29 protein-coding genes and 1 riboswitch are annotated in these 26,469 nt (G+C 67.3%); of the genes, 6 read left to right on the forward strand and 23 right to left on the reverse strand.

Features of this window, described 5'->3' with window-relative positions:
- Positions 1–536: 536 nt before the first annotated feature.
- On the forward strand, positions 537–1,595 hold the full coding sequence (locus AC3WLE_RS05560) for a lytic transglycosylase domain-containing protein (RefSeq protein WP_492318812.1): 1,059 nt from the start codon (positions 537–539) through the stop codon (positions 1,593–1,595).
- 80 nt (positions 1,596–1,675) lie between these two features.
- On the opposite strand, the gene AC3WLE_RS05565 is transcribed toward AC3WLE_RS05560, so the two are convergent.
- From AC3WLE_RS05565 to AC3WLE_RS05595, 7 genes are all read right to left on the reverse strand, one after another.
- The gene (locus AC3WLE_RS05565; protein WP_492318811.1) at positions 1,676–2,857 is read right to left on the reverse strand and encodes a pyridoxal phosphate-dependent aminotransferase; all 1,182 of its coding nucleotides are present in this window, start codon (positions 2,855–2,857) and stop codon (positions 1,676–1,678) included.
- A gap of 146 nt (positions 2,858–3,003) precedes the next feature.
- Positions 3,004–3,522: a transcription antitermination factor NusB gene (gene nusB, locus AC3WLE_RS05570; protein WP_492318810.1), complete on the reverse strand. Its 519-nt coding sequence runs from the start codon at positions 3,520–3,522 to the stop codon at positions 3,004–3,006.
- Positions 3,515–4,015: a 6,7-dimethyl-8-ribityllumazine synthase gene (ribH, locus tag AC3WLE_RS05575; protein WP_010813763.1), complete on the reverse strand. Its 501-nt coding sequence runs from the start codon at positions 4,013–4,015 to the stop codon at positions 3,515–3,517. Before ribH ends, nusB begins: the two co-directional genes overlap by 8 nt.
- 73 nt (positions 4,016–4,088) lie before the next feature.
- The gene (ribBA, locus tag AC3WLE_RS05580; RefSeq protein ID WP_010813762.1) at positions 4,089–5,198 is read right to left on the reverse strand and encodes a bifunctional 3,4-dihydroxy-2-butanone-4-phosphate synthase/GTP cyclohydrolase II; all 1,110 of its coding nucleotides are present in this window, start codon (positions 5,196–5,198) and stop codon (positions 4,089–4,091) included.
- Positions 5,199–5,492: 294 nt separating this feature from the next.
- Positions 5,493–5,738 (reverse strand): hypothetical protein, encoded by a 246-nt coding sequence (locus tag AC3WLE_RS05585; protein ID WP_010813761.1) that lies wholly within the window; start codon positions 5,736–5,738, stop codon positions 5,493–5,495.
- Positions 5,735–6,328 carry a hypothetical protein gene (locus AC3WLE_RS05590; protein WP_492356404.1) on the reverse strand — a complete coding sequence of 198 codons (594 nt, stop codon included), beginning with the start codon at positions 6,326–6,328 and terminating at the stop codon, positions 5,735–5,737. The genes AC3WLE_RS05585 and AC3WLE_RS05590 overlap by 4 nt, the downstream gene beginning before the upstream one ends.
- A gap of 13 nt (positions 6,329–6,341) precedes the next feature.
- Entirely contained in the window at positions 6,342–6,638 is a 297-nt protein-coding gene (locus tag AC3WLE_RS05595; RefSeq protein WP_010813759.1) for a hypothetical protein, read from the reverse strand.
- A 470-nt stretch (positions 6,639–7,108) separates the two neighbouring features.
- On the opposite strand from AC3WLE_RS05595, the gene AC3WLE_RS05600 reads away from it, so the two are divergent.
- On the forward strand, positions 7,109–7,351 hold the full coding sequence (locus AC3WLE_RS05600; RefSeq protein WP_492318807.1) for a hypothetical protein: 243 nt from the start codon (positions 7,109–7,111) through the stop codon (positions 7,349–7,351).
- 9 nt (positions 7,352–7,360) lie between these two features.
- Here AC3WLE_RS05600 and AC3WLE_RS05605 read toward each other — a convergent pair whose 3' ends face one another.
- The 16 genes from AC3WLE_RS05605 to glyA all read right to left on the reverse strand — a co-directional run bounded on the left by AC3WLE_RS05605 (position 7,361) and on the right by glyA (position 23,240).
- Positions 7,361–7,981: a riboflavin synthase gene (locus AC3WLE_RS05605; RefSeq protein WP_010813757.1), complete on the reverse strand. Its 621-nt coding sequence runs from the start codon at positions 7,979–7,981 to the stop codon at positions 7,361–7,363.
- A 60-nt stretch (positions 7,982–8,041) separates the two neighbouring features.
- Positions 8,042–9,157, reverse strand: a complete 1,116-nt coding sequence (gene ribD, locus AC3WLE_RS05610; protein WP_492356405.1) for a bifunctional diaminohydroxyphosphoribosylaminopyrimidine deaminase/5-amino-6-(5-phosphoribosylamino)uracil reductase RibD — start codon at positions 9,155–9,157, stop codon at positions 8,042–8,044.
- A gap of 52 nt (positions 9,158–9,209) precedes the next feature.
- Entirely contained in the window at positions 9,210–9,758 is a 549-nt protein-coding gene (locus tag AC3WLE_RS05615; protein ID WP_492318805.1) for a GspH/FimT family pseudopilin, read from the reverse strand.
- 7 nt (positions 9,759–9,765) lie between these two features.
- Positions 9,766–10,224, reverse strand: coding sequence for a type IV pilin protein (locus AC3WLE_RS05620; protein ID WP_492318804.1), 459 nt, complete (start codon positions 10,222–10,224; stop codon positions 9,766–9,768).
- Positions 10,221–11,744, reverse strand: a complete 1,524-nt coding sequence (locus tag AC3WLE_RS05625) for a pilus assembly protein (RefSeq protein ID WP_492356406.1) — start codon at positions 11,742–11,744, stop codon at positions 10,221–10,223. Before AC3WLE_RS05625 ends, AC3WLE_RS05620 begins: the two co-directional genes overlap by 4 nt.
- Before the next feature lie 323 nt (positions 11,745–12,067).
- Positions 12,068–12,673: a pilus assembly protein gene (locus tag AC3WLE_RS05630; RefSeq protein WP_492318802.1), complete on the reverse strand. Its 606-nt coding sequence runs from the start codon at positions 12,671–12,673 to the stop codon at positions 12,068–12,070.
- Positions 12,667–13,584, reverse strand: coding sequence for a PilW family protein (locus tag AC3WLE_RS05635; protein WP_492318801.1), 918 nt, complete (start codon positions 13,582–13,584; stop codon positions 12,667–12,669). The genes AC3WLE_RS05630 and AC3WLE_RS05635 overlap by 7 nt, the downstream gene beginning before the upstream one ends.
- The gene (locus AC3WLE_RS05640) at positions 13,581–13,973 is read right to left on the reverse strand and encodes a type IV pilus modification PilV family protein (RefSeq protein ID WP_492318800.1); all 393 of its coding nucleotides are present in this window, start codon (positions 13,971–13,973) and stop codon (positions 13,581–13,583) included. Before AC3WLE_RS05640 ends, AC3WLE_RS05635 begins: the two co-directional genes overlap by 4 nt.
- A 128-nt stretch (positions 13,974–14,101) precedes the next feature.
- A complete protein-coding gene (locus tag AC3WLE_RS05645; protein ID WP_492318799.1) occupies positions 14,102–14,635 on the reverse strand; it encodes a GspH/FimT family pseudopilin in 534 nt (177 codons plus the stop codon).
- Positions 14,635–15,090: a type IV pilin protein gene (locus AC3WLE_RS05650; protein WP_492356407.1), complete on the reverse strand. Its 456-nt coding sequence runs from the start codon at positions 15,088–15,090 to the stop codon at positions 14,635–14,637. The genes AC3WLE_RS05645 and AC3WLE_RS05650 overlap by 1 nt, the downstream gene beginning before the upstream one ends.
- The gene (locus tag AC3WLE_RS05655) at positions 15,087–18,929 is read right to left on the reverse strand and encodes a pilus assembly protein (RefSeq protein ID WP_492356408.1); all 3,843 of its coding nucleotides are present in this window, start codon (positions 18,927–18,929) and stop codon (positions 15,087–15,089) included. The genes AC3WLE_RS05650 and AC3WLE_RS05655 overlap by 4 nt, the downstream gene beginning before the upstream one ends.
- 35 nt (positions 18,930–18,964) lie before the next feature.
- On the reverse strand, positions 18,965–19,573 hold the full coding sequence (locus tag AC3WLE_RS05660; protein ID WP_492356409.1) for a pilus assembly PilX family protein: 609 nt from the start codon (positions 19,571–19,573) through the stop codon (positions 18,965–18,967).
- A complete protein-coding gene (locus AC3WLE_RS05665; protein WP_492356410.1) occupies positions 19,570–20,604 on the reverse strand; it encodes a PilW family protein in 1,035 nt (344 codons plus the stop codon). Before AC3WLE_RS05665 ends, AC3WLE_RS05660 begins: the two co-directional genes overlap by 4 nt.
- 1 nt (position 20,605) lies before the next feature.
- Complete coding sequence (gene pilV / locus AC3WLE_RS05670) at positions 20,606–21,235, reverse strand: type IV pilus modification protein PilV (protein WP_492318794.1); 630 nt, start codon at positions 21,233–21,235, stop codon at positions 20,606–20,608.
- A 133-nt stretch (positions 21,236–21,368) separates the two neighbouring features.
- The gene (gene nrdR / locus AC3WLE_RS05675) at positions 21,369–21,836 is read right to left on the reverse strand and encodes a transcriptional regulator NrdR (RefSeq protein ID WP_010813743.1); all 468 of its coding nucleotides are present in this window, start codon (positions 21,834–21,836) and stop codon (positions 21,369–21,371) included.
- 156 nt (positions 21,837–21,992) lie between these two features.
- On the reverse strand, positions 21,993–23,240 hold the full coding sequence (glyA, locus tag AC3WLE_RS05680) for a serine hydroxymethyltransferase (protein WP_010813742.1): 1,248 nt from the start codon (positions 23,238–23,240) through the stop codon (positions 21,993–21,995).
- 127 nt (positions 23,241–23,367) lie between these two features.
- Positions 23,368–23,513, reverse strand: a riboswitch (ZMP/ZTP riboswitch).
- A 155-nt stretch (positions 23,514–23,668) separates the two neighbouring features.
- On the opposite strand from glyA, the gene ybgC reads away from it, so the two are divergent.
- The 4 genes from ybgC (at position 23,669) to tolA (ending at position 26,327) form a co-directional block, all read left to right on the forward strand.
- Positions 23,669–24,073: a tol-pal system-associated acyl-CoA thioesterase gene (gene ybgC / locus AC3WLE_RS05685; RefSeq protein ID WP_010813741.1), complete on the forward strand. Its 405-nt coding sequence runs from the start codon at positions 23,669–23,671 to the stop codon at positions 24,071–24,073.
- Positions 24,070–24,753 carry a protein TolQ gene (gene tolQ, locus AC3WLE_RS05690; protein WP_011615851.1) on the forward strand — a complete coding sequence of 228 codons (684 nt, stop codon included), beginning with the start codon at positions 24,070–24,072 and terminating at the stop codon, positions 24,751–24,753. The genes ybgC and tolQ overlap by 4 nt, the downstream gene beginning before the upstream one ends.
- A gap of 71 nt (positions 24,754–24,824) precedes the next feature.
- Entirely contained in the window at positions 24,825–25,268 is a 444-nt protein-coding gene (tolR, locus tag AC3WLE_RS05695) for a protein TolR (protein WP_010813739.1), read from the forward strand.
- Between the two features lie 36 nt (positions 25,269–25,304).
- A complete protein-coding gene (gene tolA, locus AC3WLE_RS05700; RefSeq protein ID WP_492356411.1) occupies positions 25,305–26,327 on the forward strand; it encodes a cell envelope integrity protein TolA in 1,023 nt (340 codons plus the stop codon).
- Positions 26,328–26,469: the final 142 nt, after the last annotated feature.

Raw genomic sequence — 26,469 nt, forward strand, 5'->3', positions numbered from 1 at the left:
CACGCAAATTGTAAGTTTTTTGTCGCTGACAGCGTACTTTTCCGGGCGACCAGCCAAGGCCACGCCTGCGTTTGCGGGCAATCGGGTGATCCGATGGCGACATGGCAACCATTGTTACAAATAACTGTAAGTAGTAGAAATCGAAATTATTATTCTTGACGGGATATAACACCGTTCCTACAATCCGGTCTTGCTCCATGGAGTGTTGCGTCGCAACATGGATTTTCCCCCTGTGTCAAGGGGTGCACATAAAGAAAATGTGCCAGAAAGTCCCTCCAGCAAGGACCGATGTATGGACCCGAAGCAAAGCGGGCCGACCGGTCGCCTCCGGCGACTTGCCGGAGCGTAGTGAGTTTAGTCGTGGCAGGGTGCGCTCCCCCAGAGCGTAGCCTGTTTCCAGTTGGGCGCACGGGGAGCGCCTGCCAACAGATGCTTGGTCGTCACTGCTGGACGGCGCGGCATCCTTACTTGAGTACGTTGAGATCGGGCGCGTGCCGCAGTCGGGCGCGCGAAGCGGGCAACGGATGGAGGTAAGCATGAGCGGTTGGAAAACCCTTCATCTTCCCGGCATCGGGCGGGCCTTGCAGGTCCGTCTCCGACAGCCGGTACCCGGAGTGAGTCGGGCATTGCAGGTCCGTCTTGCGCATCCGGTCGCGGGCCGCGCGTTGCGCGGTGGCCGCACAACGCTGAAGTACGCCCTGAACAGCCTGGGCGTGGTCGCGGTCGTTTCGGCCGTGTCGCTGTCGCTGAGCCAGGAATGGCGCACCACGCTGGCCGCGCTGCTGGCGGGTGACGAAGCGCCCGCGGTGCTGGTTGGCGCCGCCATGCCGGCCGCGCCTGCCGTGGCCAGCACTGCCGTGCCGCCGCATTCGGCGGACGTCGCCGCGGCCAAGCTTGCCTTTGGCAAGGCCGGCCTGCCGACGGTGTCGGGCGTGGACGAATGGAGCCTGGCGGCATCCGCCAAGGTGCCGTCGGTCGCGCACCTCGCCGCGCGGATCCCGGTCACGCGCGTGGCGCAAGACGCCCGCAGCACCGCCACGCTGGGCAGCGCGCGCGAGCAGGCGGCCGTGGCCGACTATATCGCCCGCAAGTACCGCGTGGCGGCGCAGGCCACCGCGCAGCTGGTGAAGGCGGCCTACCTGACCGGCCGCGAGGTCGGCATCGACCCGCTGCTGATCCTGGGCGTGATCGCGATCGAGTCCAGCTTCAACCCGTACGCTGAAAGCGGCGTGGGAGCGCAGGGCCTGATGCAGGTCATGACCAAGGTCCACCAGGACAAGTACGAGGCCGTAGGCGGCGTTGCCGCGGCACTGAACCCGTACGCCAATATCAAGATCGGCGCGCTGGTGCTCAAGGACTGCATCGCCCGCGCCGGCTCGATCGAAGGCGGCCTGAAGTATTACGTCGGTGCCACCACGGCTACCGATGGCGGCTACGGCGCCAAGGTGCTGGCCGAGCGTGCCCGCCTGCGCCAGCTGCTGGGCGTGCGCAACGCGCCCGCCAACGCCGACAAGCCGGTCGAGGTCAAGGCCCCGGCCGAGCAGCTGGCCCCGACCGAGAAGCTGGAAGCGAACAACGGTCCGCACAACGCCTGAGCTCGGAACGGTACCGCCAATCAGAAAAGCACCCCGCGGGGTGCTTTTCTTTTGCCTGCTTCAGCCGCGGCAGAGGCCGGTCAGCGGAACAGCTTGCCGAGGCGCGCCATCGCCTCCTCGATATTCTCGCGCGAGGTCGCGTACGAGATCCGGATGTAGTCCTTCGCCGTATGCGGGCCGAAATCCTGCCCCGGCACCATGACCACGCCCGCATCGTGCAGCATTGCCTGCGTCAGCCGGTCGGCATCGCCGGCGGCGGGGTGGTTGACGCCGCGGCAGTCCGCGTAGACATAGAAGGCGCCGTCCGGGCGCACCGGCACGCGCAGGCCAAGGGCCTCCAGCGCTGGCACGATCAGGTCGCGGCGGCGGCGGAACTCGGCCTTGCGTTCGTCGTAGATCGCCAGGGCCTCGGGGGTAAAGCAGGCCAGCGCAGCGTACTGCGCCACGGCCGACGCGCAGATGAACAGGTTCTGCGCGACCTTCTCGAAGGCTTCCACCAGCGCCTCCGGCACCACCAGCCAGCCCAGGCGCCAGCCCGTCATGTTGAAGTACTTGGAGAAGCTGTTCACCGTGACCACGTTCTCGTCCAGGCTCAGTGCCGAGACCGGCGGCGCGTCATAGGACAGGCCCTGGTAGATCTCGTCGAGGATGGCAAAGCCGTTGCGCGCGCGCACGGCCTGCAGGATGCGGGCGAGCTCGTCGGGCAGGATCGAGGTGCCGGTGGGGTTGGAGGGCGATGCCAGCAGCACGCCGCGGGTCTGCTCGCCCCAGTTGGCCTCGACCTGCGCGGCGGTCAGCTGGAAGCGCTCGGCCGGGCCGCTCGGGATCATGCGCGCGGCGCCGTCGAAGGCGGCGACGAAGTGCCGGTTACAGGGGTAGCTGGGGTCGGGCATCAGCACCTCGGCGCCGATCTCGACCAGCACCGCGCACGCCAGCAGCAGTGCGCCCGAGGCGCCGGCCGTGACGATCACGCGCCGGGCCGGGATATCCAGCCCGTAGGCCGTCTTGTAATAGCCCGCGATGGCCTCGCGCAGCGGATGGATGCCGAGCGCACCGGTGTACTGCGTCACGCCGCGGCGCATGGCGGCTTCGGCTGCGCGCACCACCGGCTCGGCGGCGGTGAAATCCGGCTCGCCGATGCCCATGTGCACAATGTGGCGTCCGGCGCGCTCCAGCGCGGCGGCCTGCTTGGCCAGCTCCATCACGTGGAAGGCGTCGATATTGGCGAGGCGGGAGGCGGTGGCCAGGCGCTGCATGTCCATGGTGGTCCGGGAAGGGCCTGGGGCCCGTTCAGCAAGAGGGTAGGTAGGAATGAAAACACCCGCCGGGGCGGGTGCCGTCCTCATCACTGCCGGCGCAAGCCAGCCGTGATGGCGTGGGCCGGCCCGCGGGCGGCTCAGTTGGCAACTCAGCGGCGCGCCGCGACCTCGGCCGCGCGCACCTGGGCGGCAAGCTTGTCCAGCACGCCGTTGACGTACTTGTAGCCTTCGACGCCGCCAAAGGTCTTGGTCAGCTCGACGGCTTCGTTGATCACGACCTTGTACGGGATGTCGAGGCAGTGCACCAGCTCATAGCTGCCGACCAGCAGGGCGGCACGCTCCACCGGCGACAGTTCTTCGACCTTGCGGTCCAGGAACGGCTCGAAGGCGGCGGTCAGGCGGGCTTCCTCGCGTACGGCGCCGTTGAGGAGCGCGTCGAAGTGCTCGCGGTCGGCCTTGTTGAAGCCTTGCGCATCATGCAGGTGAGCCTGGATCGCCCCGATGTCATTGCGGTTCAGCAGCCACTGGTACAGCCCTTGCAGCGCCAGTTCGCGCGAGCGGCGGCGCGCGCTCTTGGGCGGTGCCTTGGCCTCGGTGCGGGCTGCGGCGGGCTTGCCGCCGGCTGCCTTGACGCCGTCGTTGTCGGGGGTGTTCGACGTATCACTCATCGTCGTCCTCGTCTTCATCTTCCTGGCCGCGCAGCGAATCGAGCGCGGCGACCAGGTTGGCCATCTCCACCGCGGCGCGGGCGCAGTCGCGGCCCTTCTCGCGGGTGCGGGCGTGGGCCTGCTCGTCGGTATCCACGGTCAGGATGCCATTGGCGATCGGCACATTGAAGTCCAGGCCGACGCGGGTGATGCCGGCGCCCGACTCGTTCGAGACCAGCTCGAAGTGGTAGGTCTCGCCGCGCACCACGGCGCCCAGGGCGACCAGGGCGTCGAACTGGCCGCTCTCGCACATCTTCTGCAGCGCCAGCGGGATTTCCAGCGCGCCGGGGACGGTCACCACCAGGGTGTCTTCGCCCTCGACGCCGAGCTTTTCCAGCTCGGCCACGCAGGCTTCGAGCAGTTCGGCGCAGACCGGCTCGTTGAAGCGGGCCTGCACGATGCCGATACGCAGGCCTTCACCGTCGAGGTTGCTGGGGTAGAAGCCGTGATCCATTGTTCAGTTCTCCAGTTTTCGGGGGCGGCAACGGCGCTGGTGCGCGCTGCCGGGGTGTCCGGGTGGCGCAGGCTCAGTCGGCCTGGCCGTTCATGGGTTGGTAGCCGGTGACTTCAAGGTCGAACCCGGTCATGCTGGGCATGCGCTGCGGCGACGCCAGCACGCGCATCCTGCCCACGCCCACGTCCTTCAGGATCTGCGCGCCCATGCCGTAGGTGCGCAGGTCCGGCTTGCGGCGCGGGCGCGACTGCGGCGCGTCCAGCGCGCTGAACTGCGTGAACAGCTGGTCGGCCGAGTCGCCACAGTTAAGCAGCACGATCACGCCGCTGTCGGCCTCGGCGATGGCTTTCATTGCCGCCGGAATGCTCCAGGAATGCGTGGTGCACTTCACTTCCAGCAGGTCCAGCACCGAGAAGGGCTCATGCACGCGCACCAGCGTTTCCTGGTCCGGCGCGGGCGAACCCTTGACCAGCGCCAGGTGCGCCTGGCCGGTGGGCTTGTCGCGGTAGGCGATGCTGTGGAAGGTGCCGTAGGGGGTCTGCATGGCGCGCTCGCCCACACGCTCGATAATGCTCTCGGTGCGGCTGCGGTAGTGGATCAGGTCGGCAATGGTGCCGATCTTCAGGTCATGTTCCTGCGCGAACTCGATCAGGTCCGGCAGGCGCGCCATGGTGCCGTCGTCCTTCATGATCTCGCAGATCACAGCCGCCGGCGTCAGGCCTGCCAGCGCGCCCAGGTCGCAGCCGGCCTCGGTATGGCCGGCGCGGATCAGCACGCCGCCGGGCTGGGCCGTCAACGGGAAGATATGGCCGGGCTGGACCAGGTCGGCCGGCCTGGCGTCGCGGGCGACGGCTGCCTGCACGGTGCGTGCGCGGTCGGCGGCGGAAATGCCGGTGGTCACGCCCTCGGCAGCCTCGATCGACACGGTGAAGTTGGTGCCGTGCTGGGTGCCGTTGCGGCTGACCATCGGGTGCAGGTCCAGCTGGCGGCAGCGCTCGGCGGTCAGGGTCAGGCAGATCAGCCCGCGGCCGTGCTTGGCCATGAAGTTGATCGCTTCCGGTGTGACGAAATCGGCAGCCAGCACCAGGTCGCCTTCATTTTCGCGGTCTTCCTCATCGACGAGGATGACCATGCGGCCGGCGCGGATGTCGGCAATGATGTCTTCGGTACGGGCGATTTTCATGGCGTGCTGAACGGCAAATTGGGGCGAATCGAGCGAAAAACCGGCGAATAGCTGGGGCAGGAAACATGGCCGCGGTTGAAAGCGGCCGGACTGAGGCGGGGCGTCGGGCCGGGCCGGCCAGGCCATATACGCCCGGCAGGTTGCCCAGTCAAGCCGGGTATTGTACGCCAAGGCAGGCAAGGCGTGAGGCGACGGCGCCGGAAAGTACGGCGCCTGCCTGAAGCGGGTGGGGAGCGCGGTGCTGCATGGGCCGCCCCGTTGCCGGCAGGGTGCCGGCGCCTGGCCCGGCCGGGGCTATGCGGCGGCGGCCAGCGCGGTGCGGTCGTGGCCTGCGGCACGCAGCCGCGAGGTCCTGGCGATGCGCGCCCTGGCCGCGCGGGTCGCGTCAGCCAGCGCGAGCTCGCGCGTGAGGAAGCCGGCGTTGGGTTTGGTGAACCTGGCATGCGCATCCAGCGCATAGGTCCATTCCCACTTGCCGAAAGTGACCTCGGCCAGTGTCACGACAACGTGGCAATGCTGATAGAAAAAACTCTCGCTCATGCTTGTTTCCTGTGTGGGACAGCGCGCTGGCCATGGCCTGCAAGCCATGCGGGCCAGTGGCGGTCTGTCAGCCAGCCGCGCAGGGGCAGCCGGCCATCCTGTGGGTCGATGGCGGCGGCGCCGGCATCCTGGGCGATCTCGCAGAGCCGCCCCTTTGCGTGCGGGTCGCATGCGCAGATCATCATCAGCTGGCCTGCGGTCATTTGTCGCTTCTGCCGCCTCAGGCCGGCGCGCATGATGCCGGCGCCGATCACGCTGCCCAGCCACCGGCCGACCACGGCGCCCAGCGCCATGCCGCCGAGGTAGGCCATGAAGCCCGTGGCCGCGTTGACCGGCGTGCCGTAGCGGAACACGATCCAGGCCACCAGCAGCGCGCCGGCGGCCATGCCGGCCGCCGCGACTTCATTGCGATAGGTGATCTGCGCCGCGTCGGGCGCGGGCAGGCCTTCGGCCGGCTGGTTGTCGCGCTGGAAGAACCATGGCCCGTCGATGCGTGCGGGAGTCGCGGCCAGCTCGCCAAGCTGCGCGTGCGCGTGCCTTGCCGCGGCAATGTCGTTCAGCCGGAAATACAACAGGGTGAGCATGGTCATGCCTCGCTTGGTGTCAGGTCCATTTGCCGCTGGACCACGGAAAGCCTGCGAAGCGCCGGGCGCCTGGGCGCCGGAATGTCTTCGCCAGGGGGGAGGACGGCGGCTGCAGCCGCGGCCATCCGTTGCCCACGGCCTGGTCCCAGTCGATCAGCAGCGTGGCGGCACGGTGCAGGTGGGTCGCGGCCAGGCGCACAAAGCCCAGGCGCGCGCGCATCGGCGCAGTGGGATGCCGGTCACGCAGCAGGCGCGTGGCCGGAAGTCGCTGATACAGGATTCTGGCGGTGGGATCGGGCACAGTGAGTTCCTTCATGGGTGCCGGGCAGCAATCCGGCCGGCAGTTGAAAGCAACGGCGGGAGCGCCAGCTCGCGGACGAGCGCGCGGCGCGGCGGGCAGGGGAGCATGAAGGTCCAGGTGGTCCCCGTGAGTGACTTCAGCAGTCACCGGTGCTAGACGTTGTCGAGGGGGGAGGCCCGGGAACGAGTGGCGAGCGCCTGTGGGCATACATGGACTGCAAGCGCTGCTCAACCATTCTAGGCTTCGGGCGCTGCAGGCACCAGCTGACTTACAACAAAGCTGCCAGGCCCCGCGCGGCGCACCTCCCAGGGGGCCGGCGGTGCAAGCAAATTGCCACAGGAGGGGTTTGTCAGCGTATGCTCGCGACCAAAGGGGGGCACGCCCCGCCCTGAATGCCGCCGCGCTGGCAAGCGGCGGCCCGGACTTCAAATCAGGGCGCCGGCCCGATCGCGCCCGCGGACTTTGCACTACAAAGGGAGACAACCATGTCGAGGCAGATCAAGCACAAGGCCGAACTGCGTGCCCTGGTACGCGCCGAGCAATCGAAGTTCGCCGCTTGCGAGGGCGCCTGCTTTGGCGACGTGGTCTGGCACGCGCCGGACGCCGGCGGCTGCAACTGGAGCCTGTCCACGATGGAAGGCGGCAACAGCAGCGCCTGCGTGGAAGCGCTGCGCCCCTTCACCGACAAGCTGCGCGAGGCCTATAACGTGCCCGACGAGGGCAGGTAGCCCGCGCTATTACGCGGGGGCCTGCGCGGTCGACAGCATCCGCTCCACATAGCGGGCGATCAGGTCGATCTCCAGGTTCACGCGCGCGCCCGGCTTCAGTTCCTGCAGCGTGGTGACTTCCACGGTGTGGGGGATCAGGTTGATGGAGAACACGCAGCCGTCGGCTTCGTCATTGACGCGGTTGACGGTCAGCGACACGCCGTTGACCACGACCGAGCCCTTGTAGGCCAGGTAGCGCGCCAGCTCGCGCGGGGCGCGGATGCGCAGTTCATGCGATTCGCCCACCGGCGCGAAGTGCACGACTTCGCCCAGGCCGTCGACGTGCCCGGACACCAGGTGGCCGCCCAGGCGGTCGGCCAGGCGCAGTGCCTTTTCCAGGTTGACGCGGCCGGTGCTCTCCAGCCCCACGGTCTTGTCCAGCGACTCGCGCGAGACCTCGACGTCGAAACTGTCGGGCGCCATGGCGATCACGGTCATGCAGGCGCCCTGGATGGCAATGCTGTCGCCGATGATGACGTCCGACAGGTCCAGCCCGCCCGCGGCGATATGCAGGCGCACGCCGGCATCGGCGGCGCCCAGCGGGGTTACGGAATCAATGCGGCCGACTGCCGCGACAATGCCTGTAAACATGGTGGTGTCTTCTGCTTTGGGTATTTGGAATCTGGATACGCGGTGCCGGTGGGTGGCGCGCTACGCGTCGTTGCGCCGGGCAATCAGGCGCAGGTCGTCGCCGATCTGCCGGATCTCATGCCAGCGGAACTGCGCGGCGTCCTGCAGCCGCGCCAGCGGCGGCAGGTTGAACATGCCCTGGGCATCGCCCAGCAGCTTGGGTGCGAGGTAGATCAGCAGCTCGTCGGCGCAATGCTCGCGCACCAGCGAACCGTTGAGCTTGAAGCCGGCTTCCACGTGCAGCTCATTGATGCCGCGCCGGCCGAGTTCTTCCAGCATGCGGCGCAACTCGACCTTGCCGTGCGGGTTGGGCAGGACCACGACTTCGGCGCCGCGGCCTTCCAGTGCGCGCTGGCGTTCCCGGTCCTCCACCGCGCAGAACACCAGCACCGGCTTGGCGAACTCGCCGGTGTCCGGCGTCAGGATCTGCGCGTCCAGCGGGACCTCCAGCCGCGAATCGACCAGCACCCGCTGGGGCTGGCGCGGCGTGGCGATGGCCCGCACCGTCAGCGCGGGGTTGTCGTCGCGCACGGTGCCGATCCCGGTCAGGATCGCGCACGCACGTGCGCGCCAGGCATGGCCGTCGTCGCGCGCGGCCTGGCCGGTGATCCACTGGCTGGTGCCGTCATGCAGCGCGGTGCCGCCATCCATCGATGCCGCCACCTTGACGCGCACCCACGGCAGCCCGCGCGTCATGCGCGAGACGAAGCCGATATTCAGGTCGCGCGCTTCCTTCTCCAGCAGGCCGCAGCGCACGTCGACGCCGGCCTCGCGCAACCGCTGCAGGCCGCGCCCGGATACCGACGGGTTGGGATCTTCCATGGCCGCCACCACGCGCGCCACGCCCGCGCGCACCAGCGCTTCGGCGCACGGCGGCGTGCGTCCGAAATGGCTGCACGGCTCCAGCGTGACATAGGCGGTGGAGCCGGCCGGGTCCAGCCCGCGCGCCAGCGCGTCCTTCATCGCCTGGATCTCGGCATGGTCCTGCCCGGCCGGCTGGGTGAACCCCTGGCCGATGACCTGGCCATCCTTGACGAGCACGCAGCCGACGCGCGGGTTGGGCGTGGTGATGAACATGCCCCGCGCGGCGAGCGCGAGGGCCTGTTCCATGGCGGCGTGGTCGGTATCGGAAAACATTCGGCGGTTGCGTTTGCCTTGGCGCAGCGATCTGGAATACAGGGCTGCCGGGTTATGGTGGTCCGGAGGACTCCGTCGCATCGCAGTCAGCGTCGCGGCCGGGGGTGCAGAGTCGGATACGTCCCTGCGCGCCCAGCCTGACTTGCCGCTGCTCGCCACGGCAGCCGAGCGTGAAAGTGGCGGCCTGGAAACCGCCCTGCTCAGAACGAGAGTATCCCACAGGCAGGAATTTCAGCACATTCGTGCCGCGGGCGGTCTGGCGCAGCGTCACCCACAGGCAGGGCATGGCCGGTTCGACCACGGCCAGCACCGCGCGGCGCTCCGGGTCGCCGTCTGCCGCGACCAGTTGCCAGCCAGGGCCCAGCGTGGCCTCGCCCGGCAGCGGCTGCAGCGTCACCTCGAGGCGGCGCGCCAGTGCGGTGGCCCGCGCCAGCGCCAGCGATGCCGCCAGCCGGTCGGCCGCCAGTGTGACCTGCTGCCGGGCGAGCAGGCCGCTGAACACCGGATAGGATGCCGCCGCCAGCAGTGCCAGGATGGCCAGGCCGGCGAGCAGTTCGGCCAGGGTCAGGCCATGGTTGCGGCGGGGTGCGTGGCTGTTCATCGCGCCTTCAGCAATGGGACGGAAGCGGCCGTGGCACGGCTTCACCTTCGGGCAGCGTCAGCCACTGTCCGGTGCTGCGCAGGATCAGCACGCCGCACTCCGGATCGGGCCGCTGCGGCACGGCACGCAATTCAACACAGGTATCCAGGCCGGCCTGGGGGCATGCCGCAGCTGTCACGACATGACGCACGGTTCCGGTGTCCGGTACGGGAAGTGGCCATTCCCCGGCGGCCACTCCGGCACCGGGTTCGGCGGCAAACGTCATGGCGCCGACGGCATGGCGTTCCAGTTGCAGCATTCCCTCGGTCAGCGCGGTACGCGCCTGCGCCCGCCATCCCCGCATCAGGTGGCCGTGCCAAGCGGGCACGGCGACGGCCGCGAGGATGGCGAGGACGGCCAGCGCAACCGCAAGCTCGACCAGGCTGAACCCGGCCCGGGGCCGGGAGGCAGGCGCCGCGGCAGTCATGGCAAATCCTCCCGTGCCGGTCCGACGAGCTCGCGCCAGCGCAGGCGCCCGGTGCGCCGGCTGGCCATGGTTTGCGACACCCGCGTGACCGAGTTGCCATCGACAGCCCACAGCGACAGCTCATAAGCCTGGTGCGCGGTGCGGCCCGGCTGCACCGGTGCGGCGGGCAATTCGGCAGCGGTCACGAACACGCTGGCGCCTGGAGGCAGCAACTGGCCGGTGGCCACGTGCAGGCGTTCGCCGGTTCCGCTCTGGCTGACCGATTCCCCGGTTGCCGCCAGCACCAGGTAGCTGCGTTGCGCGCCATCGGGCGTGCGCGTCACGAACAGCAGATGGCCGGGGAAGACCGGCTGGACCTCCACCACCTGTTCGCCGGCATGGGGCAGGGTCAGATGCCAGCCGGCATCACCGGCGCCGGCAGGCTGCGCGCGCAGGATGTGCCCGCCATCTGCGGCCTGCGCCGCGACTTCCACCAACGGGCCCGCCGTGGCGGCGCGCGTGGACGACAGGTCGGGCACCGCTGCAAGTTCGTTGCCCGCGCCATAGACCACGACCGGCGCAGTCGGCGATCCGAGCAGCACGGGCGCTTCGGGCATGAGCGGTTGCGCCGACGCCTGCATCCGGTGGAGGCATGACACCGCGGGCGCACCGCCCGGCTGGGGCGCCTCCGTGAGGGGGAAGCGCCATAGCTGGCCGGCATCGTCCGTCGCATAGGCAGCGCGTGCCGTGCCTGTCATGTCAGACAGCACGCTGGCCGCCACCAGGTTGCCGGTTGCCGGCCGGCCCAGGCAGTCGTGCTCCGGCAATGGCAAGGTGCGGACGGCGTACTGCCCGGCCCATGCCGCGCCGGCAGGCTTGTCCAATGGCAGCAGCGCAAGGCCGGAGCGGGCTGCCTCCGACTTGTCATGGGTCGCGGCAGCCAGCGTCACGACTGCGTACCAGCGCAATCCGTCCTGGCCGGGAATGCCGGCGGCACGCACCGGGCCGCGCGCTGATAGTGGCAATGTGTCCGCGGCGGCGATCTCCCACAGCAATGCAAAGGGCATCGGACCGTCGGGATCCGAGATGTCTAGCGCGAATGCCGCAGCGGGGTTGCCGGTCCTGGCGCTGCCAGGGATGCCGCACAGCAAGACCGTGCGCCACTCGCCATGGATCGTCACATCCTGCGCTTCGGGGCGAGGGCAGGGCGCGGGCGCCAGCGGCGCGTCGTTCGCCGGCGTGGCGGCGGCATGGGGCAACAGCACGCCGGGCAGATAGGCGGCGCGCTCCTCGCCGGTCACGGCGTCGAACCCGTGCAGCAGGCCGTCGTTGGTGCCCAGCCAGACGACATGCGGGCGCAGGCTGTAGCGCGTGCGAAAGCCGGCGTGCCCGGGTTTGCCAGGCGCCCAGGCCGGAGGCGCCACCACCCGCACGCGCGCGCCTGCGGCATTGCCGAGTCGCGTGTCGCGCTGGCGCAGGGCCGCCTCGGTGCGGTCGCCGCGCAGCCATTCGAGGTGAGCGCGGTCAAGGCGGCCAAGCATGTCGGCGCTATCCGTATTCCGGAAGGCGGCATCGATGGCATCCCATTGCAGCGCGATGACGCGCTGCGGCGGCGCTGACGACGTGAATATGCGACGCGATCCGACAGGCCGATGGTCGAGGCTTGCGCCGGCCTCCCATAGATAAGGCGACAGCACTGGCGCCGGTCCTTGCCAGCCGACAGCGAGCAAGCGCCCGGTCCATGGATATGCGCCGGCCGCGGTCCGGTAAGCCAGGGGCAGCCGGCCTGTTTCGGATCCGGTGGCGGCGGACGCTGGTGCAATGGCGATGGCCAGGCAGGCGAGGGCAAAGGCAACGAGGCGATTCACGGCTGGATCACGCTCTGTACCACGGCACGTGTCGCACGGCTGCGGCCGAAGCCGATGGCCGTGATCCGGATCCGTGGTGCCGGTGTGGTAGCGGAAGGGACATCCGGAGCGCTGTAGCCGGACGGTGGCTCTTCCAGGATCTCGGCGACATACCGCGGCAGTTCGCGCGTACCGGCGGCACCCGCGGGCAGCACCGGCAGCGTCGCACCGGTGAAGCGGCCGAATGGCACGCCGACGGTGTCCGCGCTGGTGTCGGCCAGCAGCCAGGGCTGCCACACGGGCGGGCCGGTCACCGCTGGCCGGCACACGCCAGCCTGTTGGCCGCTGCCGCAGTGTCCCGGTGCCGGCCAGATGCCAAGCCGGCCCATCATGTCTTGCGATATGGCGGCCGCAAGCAGGTCCGACTCGGCATCAAGCAACGCGACCTCGGCGGCCCGGAATGCGATTTCGCGTTCGAGCTGCATGACGGCAAGTTGCCGCGCGGACAGCAGCATGTGCAGCGTGCCGGCAGCGGTCAGCACTATCAGCAGCAGCATCGTGGCGCAGAGCAGCAGCGTGACGGCGCCTGCATTGTGGCGACGTGGAAGGCGGCGGGCTAGCACAGCGTCTCCTGGCAGCGTGGCGCATTGCGCAGCCGCACCGTGGTGGCGAAGACGCGGCGGGCGGTGCTGGCCTGCGACGGCGGCACCGGCGCCAGATCGCCGGCGGCGGTGCCGGGTGCTGGCAACGGGTCGTCGCCTTTGCCCGGGCTTGCCGCCGCCGCCGAACCCGGGCGTTCGCCGCGCACGGCAATGGCAATCTGCACGGCCACCACGCGATGCCAGGCGGATTCATCCAGCGAGTGGATCGCGGATGCCGTCTCGAAGCGGTCGGCCCGGCCGTCGCGGTCCGTATCCAGGCCGTAGCGCACTTGCAGTGATTCAACGCCGCGGACCAGCGCGCCGGAGGTCCAGCCAGTGCCGTCGATCACGCCACCGCGGCGTGCCGGGTAGCGGCACAGCAGTTGCGGCACGCCATCGCTGCCCGCCGCGACATAGATCAGGTTGGCTGCGACGTAGCCACTGCGCGCGTCAGCACTGGCCACGCGCGCGGCGACGGCGTAGCCGCTGCAGTCGGTCATGGTTTCATCGGGCTGCGACGGCGCCGCCGGCAGGCCGCTGCCGCTGAAGCGGACCAGCAGCGCATCGCTGCGGCCGACGCCGGCCCTGCCGCAGGACGGCACCGCACCGATGGCAGGCTGGCCGCAGTCGTCGGCGCCGCTGACGGCCGATGGCGCAGGGTAGGAGGTGGCGGAAAGGGGCTCGCCCGGCCAGCCGGACTGGCGCAGCAGCGCGGCGATGATCGTCAGGGCGCGCTGGCCGCGTTCTTCGAGCAGGATGCGGTCGGTGGCGGTGAGGTAGGCGGTACGAGTGGCATGGAATGCCGCAACGGCTGCCGCGGTGACGATCAGGCCGAGTATCAGTCCGACCAGCAGCTCGACCAGCGAGAATGCCCTGGATGCGTCCCGCCTCATGGCTGCCTCCACAAGGCGATCGCGGGTATGCCGGCCTGCCCGCCAAGCCATCCTGCCATGATCAGTGGCGAATCTTCCGGGCACGGAAACGCCGGGTTGTTCCCGCACCGGCTCGACCAGAGGTCTGGTCGCCCGCTTTGCAGTGCCGGCTGCGCTGTATCCAGCTCAGCTATCTCCACGGCAAGGCGGGCGGACCGGGCCAGCGCGTCGAGTTCGCGCAGCTGGGCCAGCGCCTTCGGCGCCAGCCCCATCATTGGCATCAGCCCGGCACCAAGGACGATCAGCGCGCACAGCGTTTCATACAGCGCGAATCCCGCGGGGCGGCCGGCGCAGCGCGGTCTGCGGCGCGGGCGGGCAGGTTGATGTGCTGGCTTGCGAAGATCCGGCATGGGCGGTCACCGAGACTGGCAGGGACCGTCAGACTAGCTGTCGCGAGCAGGCGAATACGTGCCTAAGCGTGGAGGATTTGCAGAATGTTGTTTCGGTCTTCCTGGGAACAGCTACCAGGCAGCCTCGCTTACTGGCACACCGTGGCTTGTGTCGGCACGGGCGCGCATACGCGGACCCTGCCCAACTGGCTGATATCGATGAGTTTCTGGTTGCCGGTGCCCAGTCCCATCAGCACCTGGGCAGACTGCATCGCATCTGCCAGCGTGCGTGTATAGCCTACGGGCGAGTAGGAGAGGACCCCCGACTGCGGCGTGCTGGAGAATGCTACGGTCAATCCCTGGGCGGAGGGTACATGCTGAACCAGCACGGTTTGGCCCGTGCAGTCCGCGCTTCGATTTGGGTTCAGGCAGACAGTCCAGCCGTTGCGCCAGTCATTACTGACCGGCGCCACGGTAACCCAGCTATTGCGCGATAGCGCATTGGCCCGTGCCAGGGAAAGCGACGAAGCCAGCGCGTCTGCTTCAGTGGCAAGCGTGTTGCGCTGAATGAAGGAGGTGTAGGCGGGTGCCGCCATGCCGGCGAGGATGACCAGCACGACCAGCGTGACCAGCAGTTCGATCAGCGTGAACCCGGTCTGGGGTCGGGGGGCTTGGGCGCGCATCACCAGCACTCCTGGGGCAGGTTCGCGAAGGCGGCGACATTGTTGATCAGCACGCCGCGCTCGCCGGTGCTGCGCAGCAGCAGCGTGCCGCACCGGTTGTCGGCGATGGCGGGCGTGGCGCTGACCTGCACGCATTCGTTGAATGCCAGGCCTGCGCACGCGCCGGATGCGATCGTGTAGTTGCCGCTTTCCGAGGCTTGCGGGAAGCCGCGCCAGGCGCGCGTGCTGTCGGCGGGGTCGACATAGGAGTTGGCCTGTGCATAACGACGCTCCAGTGCCTGCATGGCCGTCATCAATGCGGCCTTGGCTTCGGCGCGGCGCCCGCGGGCAACATGTTCGGCGTAGCTGGGATAGGCAATGCCGGCGAGGATGCCAAGGATGGCGATGGCAATCAGCACCTCCATCAGCGTGAAGCCGCTGGCGTGGCGACGCCGGTCACGGTGGCAGAGCGTCATTTTGCGGCTCCGAAATTACGAATCTCGCGCCAGCCAAGGCGCCCGGTGGCGGGGTGCCCCCCGTCGGTGGCTGTGTTGCCGGACACAAGCGGCCTGCTGGACAACGACGCGCCTCCGCTGCGGCCGCCACCCGATGCACCGAACGAAAACACGTCGATGAACTTCAGCGTGGTGATCTGGCCGACTGCATTGCGCTGTGGATCCACCGTGGTCTTGGTCTGGATCAGCACCGGCGCTCCCAGGATGCCGAAGGTGGAGAGATCGCCGGTCGATGTCCCCGTGGCGGGCATGCCGGTCAGCGCATTGATCTGGTAGCGGCCGCTGTTGCTGGAGGCACCGCAAAGGTCATCGCCGGTCATCAGCGAGTTGAACCAGATCTTTCCGTAGGCTGGCACGAGCGCGGTGACCTGGCGTTCTCCGTTGCCCGGGAAATCAAAGTACCACCCCGCTTTCTGCCCAGTCTTTGAGCCGAGGCTATAGCTGCGTGACGAATATTCGTAAGCGCCCTTGCTGTTGCGGGTCAGGGTGACCGGGTTCAGCATGCTGCGGTCTGCGATCGACTGGGAGCCCCCCGCATCGTAGATGCCGTACATGGCGTTCCGGGTCAGCGTGCCGGTGGTGATGGTGTCGGCAGGCTCCAGGTACTTCCCGGTGCCGAACACCACCATGTAGCCGCCGGGCGCGTAGACCCACTTGGGCTGGACCGTGATCGGCTGCGGTTTTCCGCTGGCATCGCGAGCCTGGAACAGCGGCCGGCCGTAGTTGCCGCCGCCGTAGTAGGGCAGGGCCCCGGCAGCGTTCCAGGTGGATGGGCCGCCATTGAGGATGAACTTCCAGAGGCGGCCCTGGAGGTCGCCGGCGTAGGCGGCGACGGTCTGTCCGTCGGTAAGCCGCACCAGCGCCGGCGAGCTCAGCCCGTTGGCAATGCCTGCGGTGGCGTCCGCCGCCATCGAGATCTTCCAGTAATTGACGCCCAGTTGCCACGGCGTCCCGGCCGGCTTGTCCAGTGCCACGATGAACAGCACCGAAGGCGCGGCCGGATTGCTCGCGCCATCCGCATCGTTGGCATTCAGGCCGTTGCCCGTCATGGCAAACCACTTGTACACAGGCTTGTTGTCGGAGTCCTTGCCGGCAAACAGCTTGACGATCTGGGGCGGCGACATGACGTTGCCCATGTCGGCATCATCCTTGTCCGTGAACTCCCACAAGACATTGCCGCTTCCGACGCTGGCGGGATCGCTGACATTCAGCGCAAAGAGGCCTTGCGCGCCGCCACCCATGCCAGAAACCAGCACGGTCTGCCAGGCGTTGCCGACCCGGGCTTCCGCCACGGCAGGCGTGGCGTCCACGTACGGACGATGGATATAGCTCGGCGAGGTCAGCTGGGCCAGGCTGGCGAACACCGCGTTTGGCACGTAGGCAAACAGTTCAGAGCCATTGGCGGCATTGAATGCGTGGAGCATTCCATCGTTGGCGCCGATATAAACGGCGGCGGTACGCTGGCTGTGGGCCTTGTAGAAGGCGGTGTAGTCGCGTTCGGCGATGGTGCTGGACGGGGCCGCCATGTAGACGGGGCCCGAGTTGACGATGTCGCCCAGCAGTGAGTCGCGCAAGCGCATGGTCCCCGTGCTGCCGGTGGATTGCTCCTGGCTGCGTTCGCCGCGCAAATAGCTGAGCCGGCCCTGGGCCACGGTGTCAGTCTCTGTCGGCGCGAGCTTCAGTGCGGCCTTCTGCGCGGCGTTGAGGGATTTCCACTCGAAGGTGGCGCCCGCACCCGCGCCGGTTCCCGCATTGTCGGCCGTGCCCGACGGGACCCAGGTCAGCAGATTGCGGGCAGCGGTGCGGGCAGTCAGCACCTTGCCGGCCTCCCAGGTTTCGGTATTGGAGATCTGAACGCCGGTATTGGGATCATTGATCACCGCCAGTGCCGACAGGCGCCCGTTCCATCGCTGGTCGAATCCGGGAGTGAACAAGAGGGTGTCGCTCGCCACCTGGGAAGAGGTCAGTGCCACGCCAGACAATGTGCCGGCCGCGTTGACGATTTGCGCGAAGACCCTCTTGATGGAAGCGATCATGGCGGCCGGCTGCCCGGCCAGGAACCAGTTGGCGGGGACGTTGGATCCGCCCGACGATTCCCATTCGGCATTGCTGGTGACGGTGGCGCCGCTGGCCCCCTTGGTGCGGAACGGATTGCCATCACCGTTCTGGTCGTCAAAGCCGCCGTACTTTGCCGCCAGGTACATCTGGCTGCGGCGCTGTTCGTCGCCGACGCTGCCGTTCCCGTTCTCATTGACGTCGATGCTGAACGTGGTGACGCGCAATTCCGGCATATCCGGGCGGAAGCCGTAGGTATGCGCCCAATACGCGACGCCGGCCATATAGTAGGTGCCGTGGCCGCCGGAGCCGGTGTCGGCGCCAGCCAGGTTGGCGAGCGAGCTGTCGGGGCGGCTGTTGCCGGATGTTCCCGAACTCTCGAGATCGGCCACCGCCTGCGTCCAGGTCCTGACATCGAAGCTGTACTTGCTGTATTTCGATATCGCGTCCGCCGGCCGGGCCGAATCGTTGGCAGAGACCGGCTTGCCACCGGAGAGGTAGGTCGTCCTGATGTTGCCTGGGATGTATCGGTCCCAGTGCGTATTGATATCGGCAATGGCAAGGACGTAGTTCTTCTGGCAGCTGGCAAGGATGGGGTCTGTCCATTGCGTGTAGACCGGGAATCCATCCTTGTAGGCGCTGGCATTGTCGATGGCTTCGGGCGTTGGTTGCCGGCCTTGCAGGTAGCGGATGCTCTCGTAGTAGAGTTCGCCGACCGGATCCAATGACTTGTAGGCGCCGGAACGCCCGAACTGATTCAGGTAATTGATGACGCCGCTGATATTCTCTGACGCGCTCTCGGGGTTCTGGATGAATACGCCGTCGTCATCCCATTCCCGGCGCAGGTTGCTGGCTTGGTTGAAATTGCTGTCGACGGTGTTCGGCCCCACATACTTCAGGGGCGCCCGCAAGACACCGCCATAACGGGTATTGGCGCTGTCGTTCAGGTAGCCAAACGCGCCAAAGCGGACCTTGTCGGCATTGCGCTGCATTTCGCCAACCGGCTTGTACCCGGTGCGATACAGCTTGCAGAGATCGGTGCGGGACCTGGCTTCGCTTGCATCGCAGACTTGCACCCGTACCAGGTAGGTGCCCTGGTTCCTGTACTTGCCGGGGCTCGAGCAGCTGGCGCCGGATTCGGTGCTGTCCCCAAAGAACAGCTTGTTGCCACATGAGGTGATGTACAAGGTCCTGCTGCTGAAAGGCGTGACCGAGGACGCCTTGTCGTAGGTCTTGCGGGGGAAGTAGGAGTTGCTGTTGAAAAAACTCTCCTGCAGCACAGCACGTTGCAGGATGGTCTGCGTGGCGGTGTCAACGACGCGGTCGCCCCCGGTCAGCGCGTAGCGCAGCATATCGATGGCCGAGGCCGTGGCCCAGTTCATGAAGTTGCCGCTGAACTGGCCCGCGCATGTGTGATCGGCCGTGTTGGCGTCGCCGGCAATGACAAAATAGCCATTGCTGGCGCTTCCGCTGTAGTTGTAGCACTTGAGCGGATTGAAGTAGCCAATGTATTCGGTGGTCGGCGAATACGAGCCGGAGCGATAGGCTGCCCCAACCGTGGGGAACTCCACCGAGAGCGTCAGCAGCAGGTTGGGATGGATATTCTGGTTGCGGCCGTACAGCGGCGCCTGCGCGATCTTGACGGTCGCGAGGCTGCTCTGTTCCGTTGCGGCAAGCAGCGGGCCCGCGGGCAGGCTGAGAAGCGCAGCCATTGCCGCGAAAATGAATTTCCGGATGCGGCTCATTTGCCGTGCTCCGCGACAGGCATGGACGTTGCCATTCATTCCCCCTTCCGGTAGTACGACTGCAACATGACCCGGGTCGCCGGGTTAGCGCCAAAGCCGACGGCCGTGACGCGGAAGATGTATGCGCCCTCGCTCGCGCCTGGCGACATGTCGCTGATCGGCTCGATGATGTAGCGCGGCAAGGCCGCAGGCAGCAGCCCGCCTGTCGCGGTCGGGAACCTGCGGCCGGTGAAGGTGCCATAGGCGGTGGTGCGTGCGTTGGCGCCCGTCTGGCTGAAGTCAACGGCAAGCCAGTTCGGCGTGCCGTCGAGCACCGGGTCGCACAATCCCTGGAAGGGTGAGGCGCCGGTCACGCCCGTATTGCAGCCCGCCATGAACGGCAGCACATTCATCGTGGTGCCGGAGAAGATGGCCGACCGGCTGGTTGGGGCGGAAACACCCTGGATGTCGATTTCTGCGTCCAGCAAGGCTGCCTCGGCCGCTTGCTGAGCCAGGTCCCGGTCGCGCTGGTTCGATGCCATGCGCTTGCTGCCAATGGCCAGCCGGGCACCGGCGATGGCGATGACGCTGATGATCAGCAGCATCACCAGGGCGGTGATCAGCGCGATGCCACGTGGGCTGGGGTGCGCGGTGCGGACGTTCATGTCGGCGAGCAGGTGGTGCAGGTGGCCATGTTCCGGAGCTGTACGGTGACGGTGTACAGGCGCCGCATCCGCTGCAGTTGCGTGGCCGGCGTGAAGGACGTGTCGTTGCCCGGTGAGCCCGGGAACAAGCGCCCGAACAGGCGAAAGGTTGGTGGATCCCGAGGCGATGCGCTGGCGGTATCGCCCATCAGCACCATGGCCATCTTTATGGCGACGACGTTCTGCCAGGTGGTGGGCAGGGCCAGCACCTCGGTGGCCGACAGGAAGCGGTCCGGGGTCTGGTCGAAATTCGTATCCACGCCGTAGAGCACCTGGAAGACTTCGACGCCTGAGATCAGCGAAACAGCCTGATATGCCGTGCCGGCCGTGAGGATTTCCTTGTTGGCGGCGTCCCGTGGACGATAGCCACACATCAGCTGAGGCATGCCGCTGGCATCGTTGCTGACATAGAAGACCGCCATGCCGCGCGCGAGGTCTGCGTCTTCCCAGGCCTGCGGCTCGGCGACGCCATTGCCGGAGCAGTCGATCATGCTGTTGTCCGGAACGGTGCGGTCCTGCTGTGTGCCGGAGCCGAAGAAGCGGACCTGCAGCACGTCGCTCTTGTTCACGGCGCCCGCCTGGGCTGGACACGCGAGGTTTTGCGCCGGATTGCCGAGGTCTTGCGTGGGGGCGCCGCAGCTGTCGAGCCCACTGATGGTCGGCGACAGGCTCGTGGTGGTGAGCATGACGCCTCCAGGGCTGGGCGCCGGTGGCCCGCTGGCGCCGGGCGAGGCCGCGGCGTTGTTGCCCGCATAGTTGCTCCAGGCGGCCTGGCGCACGATCCGCACCACGGTATCCACCGCAAAGCGGCCTTTCTCATCCAGCGCAGTGGTGTCGTCGATGCTGTTGTAGTTGGCTCGCCCGGTCAGGTAGAGCGCCGCGGCAGCCATGATCAGGAGCAGGCTCAGCGTCATCGCCACCATCAGCTCCACCAGCGACAGCCCCAGTTGACGATGCCGACCGGCGTTGGGATACGTCCTGGCGTTGCGCATGTCAGTTCACCGTACCCTGCGTGGCCACGATGACCACCTGGGGGCGCGTGCCCATATCGGACATGTCGACCCGTGCCGCGACCGTTTTGGCTGCAAGCCGGGAGATCCAGCCGATCTTGATGACTATCGGGGCGTCGTCCGCGCGGCCAGTGGCCGAGGGCGTGCATCCCCATGAGAAGCCGGTGGCCTGGTCGTAGGCGACCATGTCCCGGCAAATCACGGCGCGTCCGCCAGGCAGGCCTGTGCTGACACGTTCCCAGAACTCGGCGACATCGAAATCCGCCAGTTGCTGCGCGCACCCGGCCGCCGTGCCCGGGCAGGCGACAGCGTACGGGCTGTTTGCCGCCGTGAGCGCAGGCGGCTGCCCGCTGGCCGTGTCGATGAAGTAGCGGTTCGGGGTGATGGCTTCCGCCGCCGCGCCGGTTTGCGAGACGGCCGGATTGGCACGCATGCGCTCGGCCATCTCGGTGGCCAGCTGCATGGCAGTGGTGTCGTAGGAAGCTTGTTGCGTGAAGCGGGATGAATTCAGCAGCAGGCTGGCGACGCCGAGCACGCCAACCGCCAGAACGACAATTGCCACCAATGCTTCGAGCATGGCAAAGCCGGCTGCCCCGCGGCAGCGTTGACCCATTCTGACCCCCGTCAAAAGACGTCCGACTTCGTTAACTTCTTTTTTTTGGTCTGCAATCCCGGGCCCTTTTAATATGCGACAGCGGGCCTTGCGGAAATGCAACGGGGATTAAACAACGATTTTGTTACTTTTGCTACCCCTTCCGAGGGGTGGACGCCGCAAACTCATCCAGCACGTCGCGGAATTCCGACACGTCCTCAAAGCTCCGGTACACCGAAGCAAAGCGGATATACGCGATCTTGTCGAGCTTGCGCAATTCGCGCATCACCAGTTCGCCGACCTGGCTGCTTGGGATTTCTTTCTCTCCCAGTGCCAGCAGCTTTTCTTCGATGCGGGTGATGGCTTCGTCGATGGCTTCGGCCGAGACCGGGCGCTTGCGCAGCGCCAGGCGCATGGAGTCCTTCAGCTTGGCGCGGGTGTAGTCCACGCGCGAGCCGTTTTTCTTGACGATGGCGGGGAAGAACAGCTCGATCCGCTCATAGGTGGTGAAGCGGCGGTCGCAGGCTTCGCAGCGGCGGCGCCGGCGCACGGCATCGCCGTCTTCCGACATGCGCGTGTCGAGTACCTGGGTATTGGAATGACCGCAAAAGGGGCATTTCATGCCGGACCACCTTCAGTTGAACCCCGTCGCCTTGTCCGTGTTGTCGTTCTGCGGAGGCGGGGCGGGTTGGCGAGGCCCGCAGGCCGGTGCCCGAGGACGCCGGCTTGCGGAGCTGCCGGCCGCTCATGCGAAATCCGCATGGGCGGCCTCGATGCATCAGCCGTAGACCGGGAAACGCTTGGTCAGGGCTGCCGCCTGCTCGCGCACGCTGGCGATATTGGCGGCGTCGTGCGGGTTGTCCAGCACGTCGGCGATCAGGTTGCCGACGATGCGGGCTTCTTCTTCCTTGAAGCCGCGCGTGGTCATGGCCGGCGAGCCCAGGCGGATGCCCGAGGTCACGAACGGCTTTTCCGGATCGTTGGGGATGGCGTTCTTGTTGACGGTGATATGCGCCTCGCCCAGGATGCGCTCGGCTTCCTTGCCGGTGATGTTCTTGGCGCGCAGGTCGACCAGCATCACGTGGCTTTCGGTGCGGCCCGAGACGATGCGCAGGCCGCGCGCGATCAGGGTCTCGGCCAGCACGGCGGCGTTCTTCACCACTTGCTGCTGGTATTCCTTGAACTCGGGCGTCAGCGCTTCCTTGAAGGCGACGGCTTTGCCGGCGATCACGTGCATCAGCGGGCCGCCCTGGATGCCGGGGAAGATGGCCGAGTTGATGGCCTTCTCGTGCTCGGCCTTCATCAGGATCACGCCGCCGCGCGGGCCGCGCAGGCTCTTGTGCGTGGTGGTGGTGACGAAGTCGGCGTGCGGCACCGGGTTCGGGTAGACGCCCGCGGCGATCAGGCCGGCGTAGTGGGCCATGTCGACCATGAAGTAAGCGCCGATCGACTTGGCAACCTTGCTGATGCGCTCGAAGTCGATGCGCAGCGCGAAGGCCGAGGCGCCGGCGATGATCAGCTTGGGCTTCTTCTCCTGGGCCAGCTTTTCCAGCGCGTCGTAGTCGATGTCTTCCTGGGCGTTCAGGCCGTAGCTGACCACGTTGAACCACTTGCCGCTCATGTTCAGGGCCATGCCGTGGGTCAGGTGGCCGCCTTCGGCCAGGCTCATGCCCATGATGGTGTCGCCCGGCTTGAGCACGGCGAAGTACACGCCCTGGTTGGCCTGCGAGCCCGAGTTGGGCTGCACGTTGGCGGCTTCGGCGCCGAACAGCTGCTTGACGCGGTCAATGGCCAGCTGCTCGACGACGTCGACGTACTCGCAACCGCCGTAGTAGCGCTTGCCGGGGTAGCCCTCGGCGTACTTGTTGGTCAGCTGCGAACCCTGGGCGGCCATCACGGCCGGCGAGGTGTAGTTCTCGGAGGCGATCAGCTCGATGTGGTCTTCCTGGCGCTGGTTCTCCTGCTGGATGGCGGCAAAGACCTCGGGGTCGATCTGGTCGATCGTAAAACGGCTGCGTTCGAACATGGCGAAACTCGTCTGAAAAATAGGGAATCCGATTCACGCATCGGGGATAGGGCGCGCGGGGAAGGCTAGCGGCGACCAGCACCGGCGGCTCGTTGTAACCGTCGGTGCAGGGCGCACCCTGCTTCCCATTCGCTGCCCAGGCGAGCGGCAGGCGCAAGCAACTTCACGCCTAGGCGTGCTGAACGTTACGCGAACGCGCAATGAACGTCACGCCAGAGAACTTGCGCTTCCTCGTGGTAGTGCCCACTGACTTCGCCAGTCGCGCAAGATGGAATGGTTGCGCGCAGTGTAGCGCGAGGCGGGCGCCCGCCGCAAGCCGTCGGCCCCGCCAGGCAAGCACTGGCAAGGGCTGGCCAGCAACTTGCTGTTGCAAAGTCGTCATGCGGGTTTACACGAAACCGCTATCGCTCTCCGTTACAATCGCGGCCATGACAAACTTTGTCTGGACCCTGCGGGTGTACTGGGAAGACACCGACGCGGGCGGCGTAGTGTTCTACGCCAACTACCTGAAGTTCTTCGAGCGCGCCCGCACCGAGTGGCTGCGTGCGCTCGGCATCGAGCAGCAATCGCTCGCCGACGAGGCGGGCGTGGTCTTTATCGTCCGCAGCACGGCGGTGGACTACAATGCGCCCGCCCGGCTGGATGACCAGCTCGAAATCCGCACGCGCATCGACCGGGTCGGCCCGGCGTCGGTCCAGTTCACCCAGGAAGCCTGGCGTGGCGAGCTGATGCTGGCCTCTGGCGCGATCCGTGTTGGGTGTGTCGATCGAAGCACTTTCCGTCCCGCCCCGATTCCCGACCCCGTTCTAGCTACCATCAAGTCCGCACGATGAATCCCGTGACCGTCACGCAAGACATGTCGATCGTAACGCTGGTGCTCCACGCCAGCCTGCTGGCACAGGCCGTCATGGCGCTGTTGCTCGTCATGTCGCTGTTTTCGTGGACCTATATCTTCCGCAAGCACCTGGCGCTGCGCTCGGCGCGCACCCAGACCGAGGGGTTCGAACGCGACTTCTGGGCCGGCGGCGACCTGCAGGCGCTATATAACAGTGCCGTCAACAACCGCCACAACACCGGCGCGCTGGAGCGGATCTTTGAATCCGGCATGGGCGAGTTCCTGAAGGCGCGCGAGCGCGGCAACGAAGCCGGCGCGCTGCTCGATGCGGCCCGGCGCGCGATGCGCGCGGCCTACCAGCGCGAGATGGATGTGCTGGAATCGCACCTGCCGTTCCTGGCGTCGGTGGGTTCGGTGAGCCCATATATCGGCCTGTTCGGCACGGTCTGGGGGATCATGAACGCTTTCCGCGGCCTGTCGAATGTGCAGCAGGCGACGCTCGCATCGGTGGCCCCCGGGATTGCCGAGGCGCTGGTGGCGACTGCGATCGGCCTGTTCGCTGCCATTCCTGCCGTGATCGCCTACAACCGCTATGCCACGGAGATCGACCGCCTGGCGATCCGGTTCGAGAGCTTCATGGAGGAGTTCCTGAACATCCTGCAACGGCAGGCGCGTTAACCGCACACGTATCGAATCTAATCCAGACGGTCCGGGCGCAAGCCCGGGCCGGCGTTTCCAGGAGTCCTGCAATGGCAGCCATTCAGCGCCGTGGCGGCTCGCGCCGCCGGGCCAGCGCCGACATCAATGTCGTGCCGTACATCGACGTCATGCTCGTGCTGCTGGTCATCTTCATGGTGGCGGCGCCGATCGTGAGCCCCGCCACCGTCGACCTGCCCACCGTGGCCAACGCCACGCCGCAGCAGAAGGCGCCGCCGATCGTGGTCACCGTGCACGAGAGCGGCCAGCTGACCGCGCGCGGCAAGGACAGCGCCGGCAATGCCTTCGAGCGCAAGCTCGACAAGCAGGGCCTGCTCGACTTCGTGCACCAGCGCCAGAACGAGAATCCCGACCAGCCGGTGGTGATTGCCGCCGACCGCGCGGTCAAGTACGAGGCGGTGCTGGACGTGATGTCGATCCTGAAAGCCGATGGCGTCAAGCGCGTCGGCCTGATGGTCAAGTCCAAGACCTCCTGACGCATTGAAGCGCCTATCTGATTGCCGTTGCGCCTGATGAAGACCGTCGCCGCCTATCCCTACCAGCCGGTCAAGGAGCGGGGAACCCTGCGTTCCTTCCTGTTCGCGCTCTTCATGCACATGCTGCTGGCTGTCGTGCTGTACTACGGCGTGCGCTTGCAGAGCAGCACCCCCGTCGGCGCCGAGGCCGAGCTGTGGGAAGAGATTCCGGCCGCCACCGCGCCCCCGCCGCCGCCGCCGGAGCCGGTGGTGCAGCCGCGCCCGGCCCCGCCGCTGCCCGAGGTGAAGAGCAAGGTCGAGGACGACGCCGACATCGCGCTGGAGCGCCAGAAGCGCCGCGCCGAGGCGGCGGCGCGCGAAGAGGCCGAGCGCAAGCAGGCGGCTGCCCGCAAGGAAGCCGAGCGTAAAGAAGCGGAACGCAAGGAAGCTGCGCGCAAGGAAGCGAAGCAGCGCGAGGCCGAGCGCAAGGAAGCCCAGCGCAAGGACGACGCGAAGAAGAAGGCAGCGCAGCAGGAACAGCAGCGCAAGGAACAGGTCGAGCGCAAGGAAGCAGAACGCAAGGAAGCGGACGCCAGGGCCAAGGCCCAGGCGGACGCCAAGGCCAAGGCTGACGCCGAGAACAAGGCCAAGGCCAAGGCGGATGCCGACGCCAAGGCCAAGCGCGAGGCTGCGGCCAATGCCCAGCGCAAGAGCGAGCTGGCGCGCCTGCAGGCGCTGGCCGGCGGCTCCGGCGCGGGCGGCGGCGGCGTGGGCAGTACGGCCGGCGCGGGTGCCGGCGGCGGTGGCAAGGCGTCGCCGGGCTATGCCGACCGCGTGCGCCGCCGCGTCAAGCCGAATATCGTCTTTGGCGAGGACGTGCCGGGCAACCCGACCGCGGTGGTGTCGGTGCAGCTGGCGCCGGATGGTTCGCTGCTGTCGGCGCGGCTGTCCAAGTCCAGCGGCAACTCGGGCTGGGATAATGCCGTGCTGCGCGCGGTGGAACGTTCCGACCCGCTGCCGCGTGATGAGAACGGCAAGGCGCCGGCCAGCTTCACCATTACCTTCCGGCCGAAGGACTGAGTGGCCTGGGCGGCATGATTTGCAACATAATGCAACCTTCATCGCCGGGTCTTGGTCCCAGCGCTAGCATGACAGGTTGCCTGACGCGGCCGGCAGTGTGCGATACGCACGCAGACGGGGCATGCGCCACGCGCTGCAATGC

This window comes from Cupriavidus sp. FW306-1B-F12B (assembly GCF_058781795.1).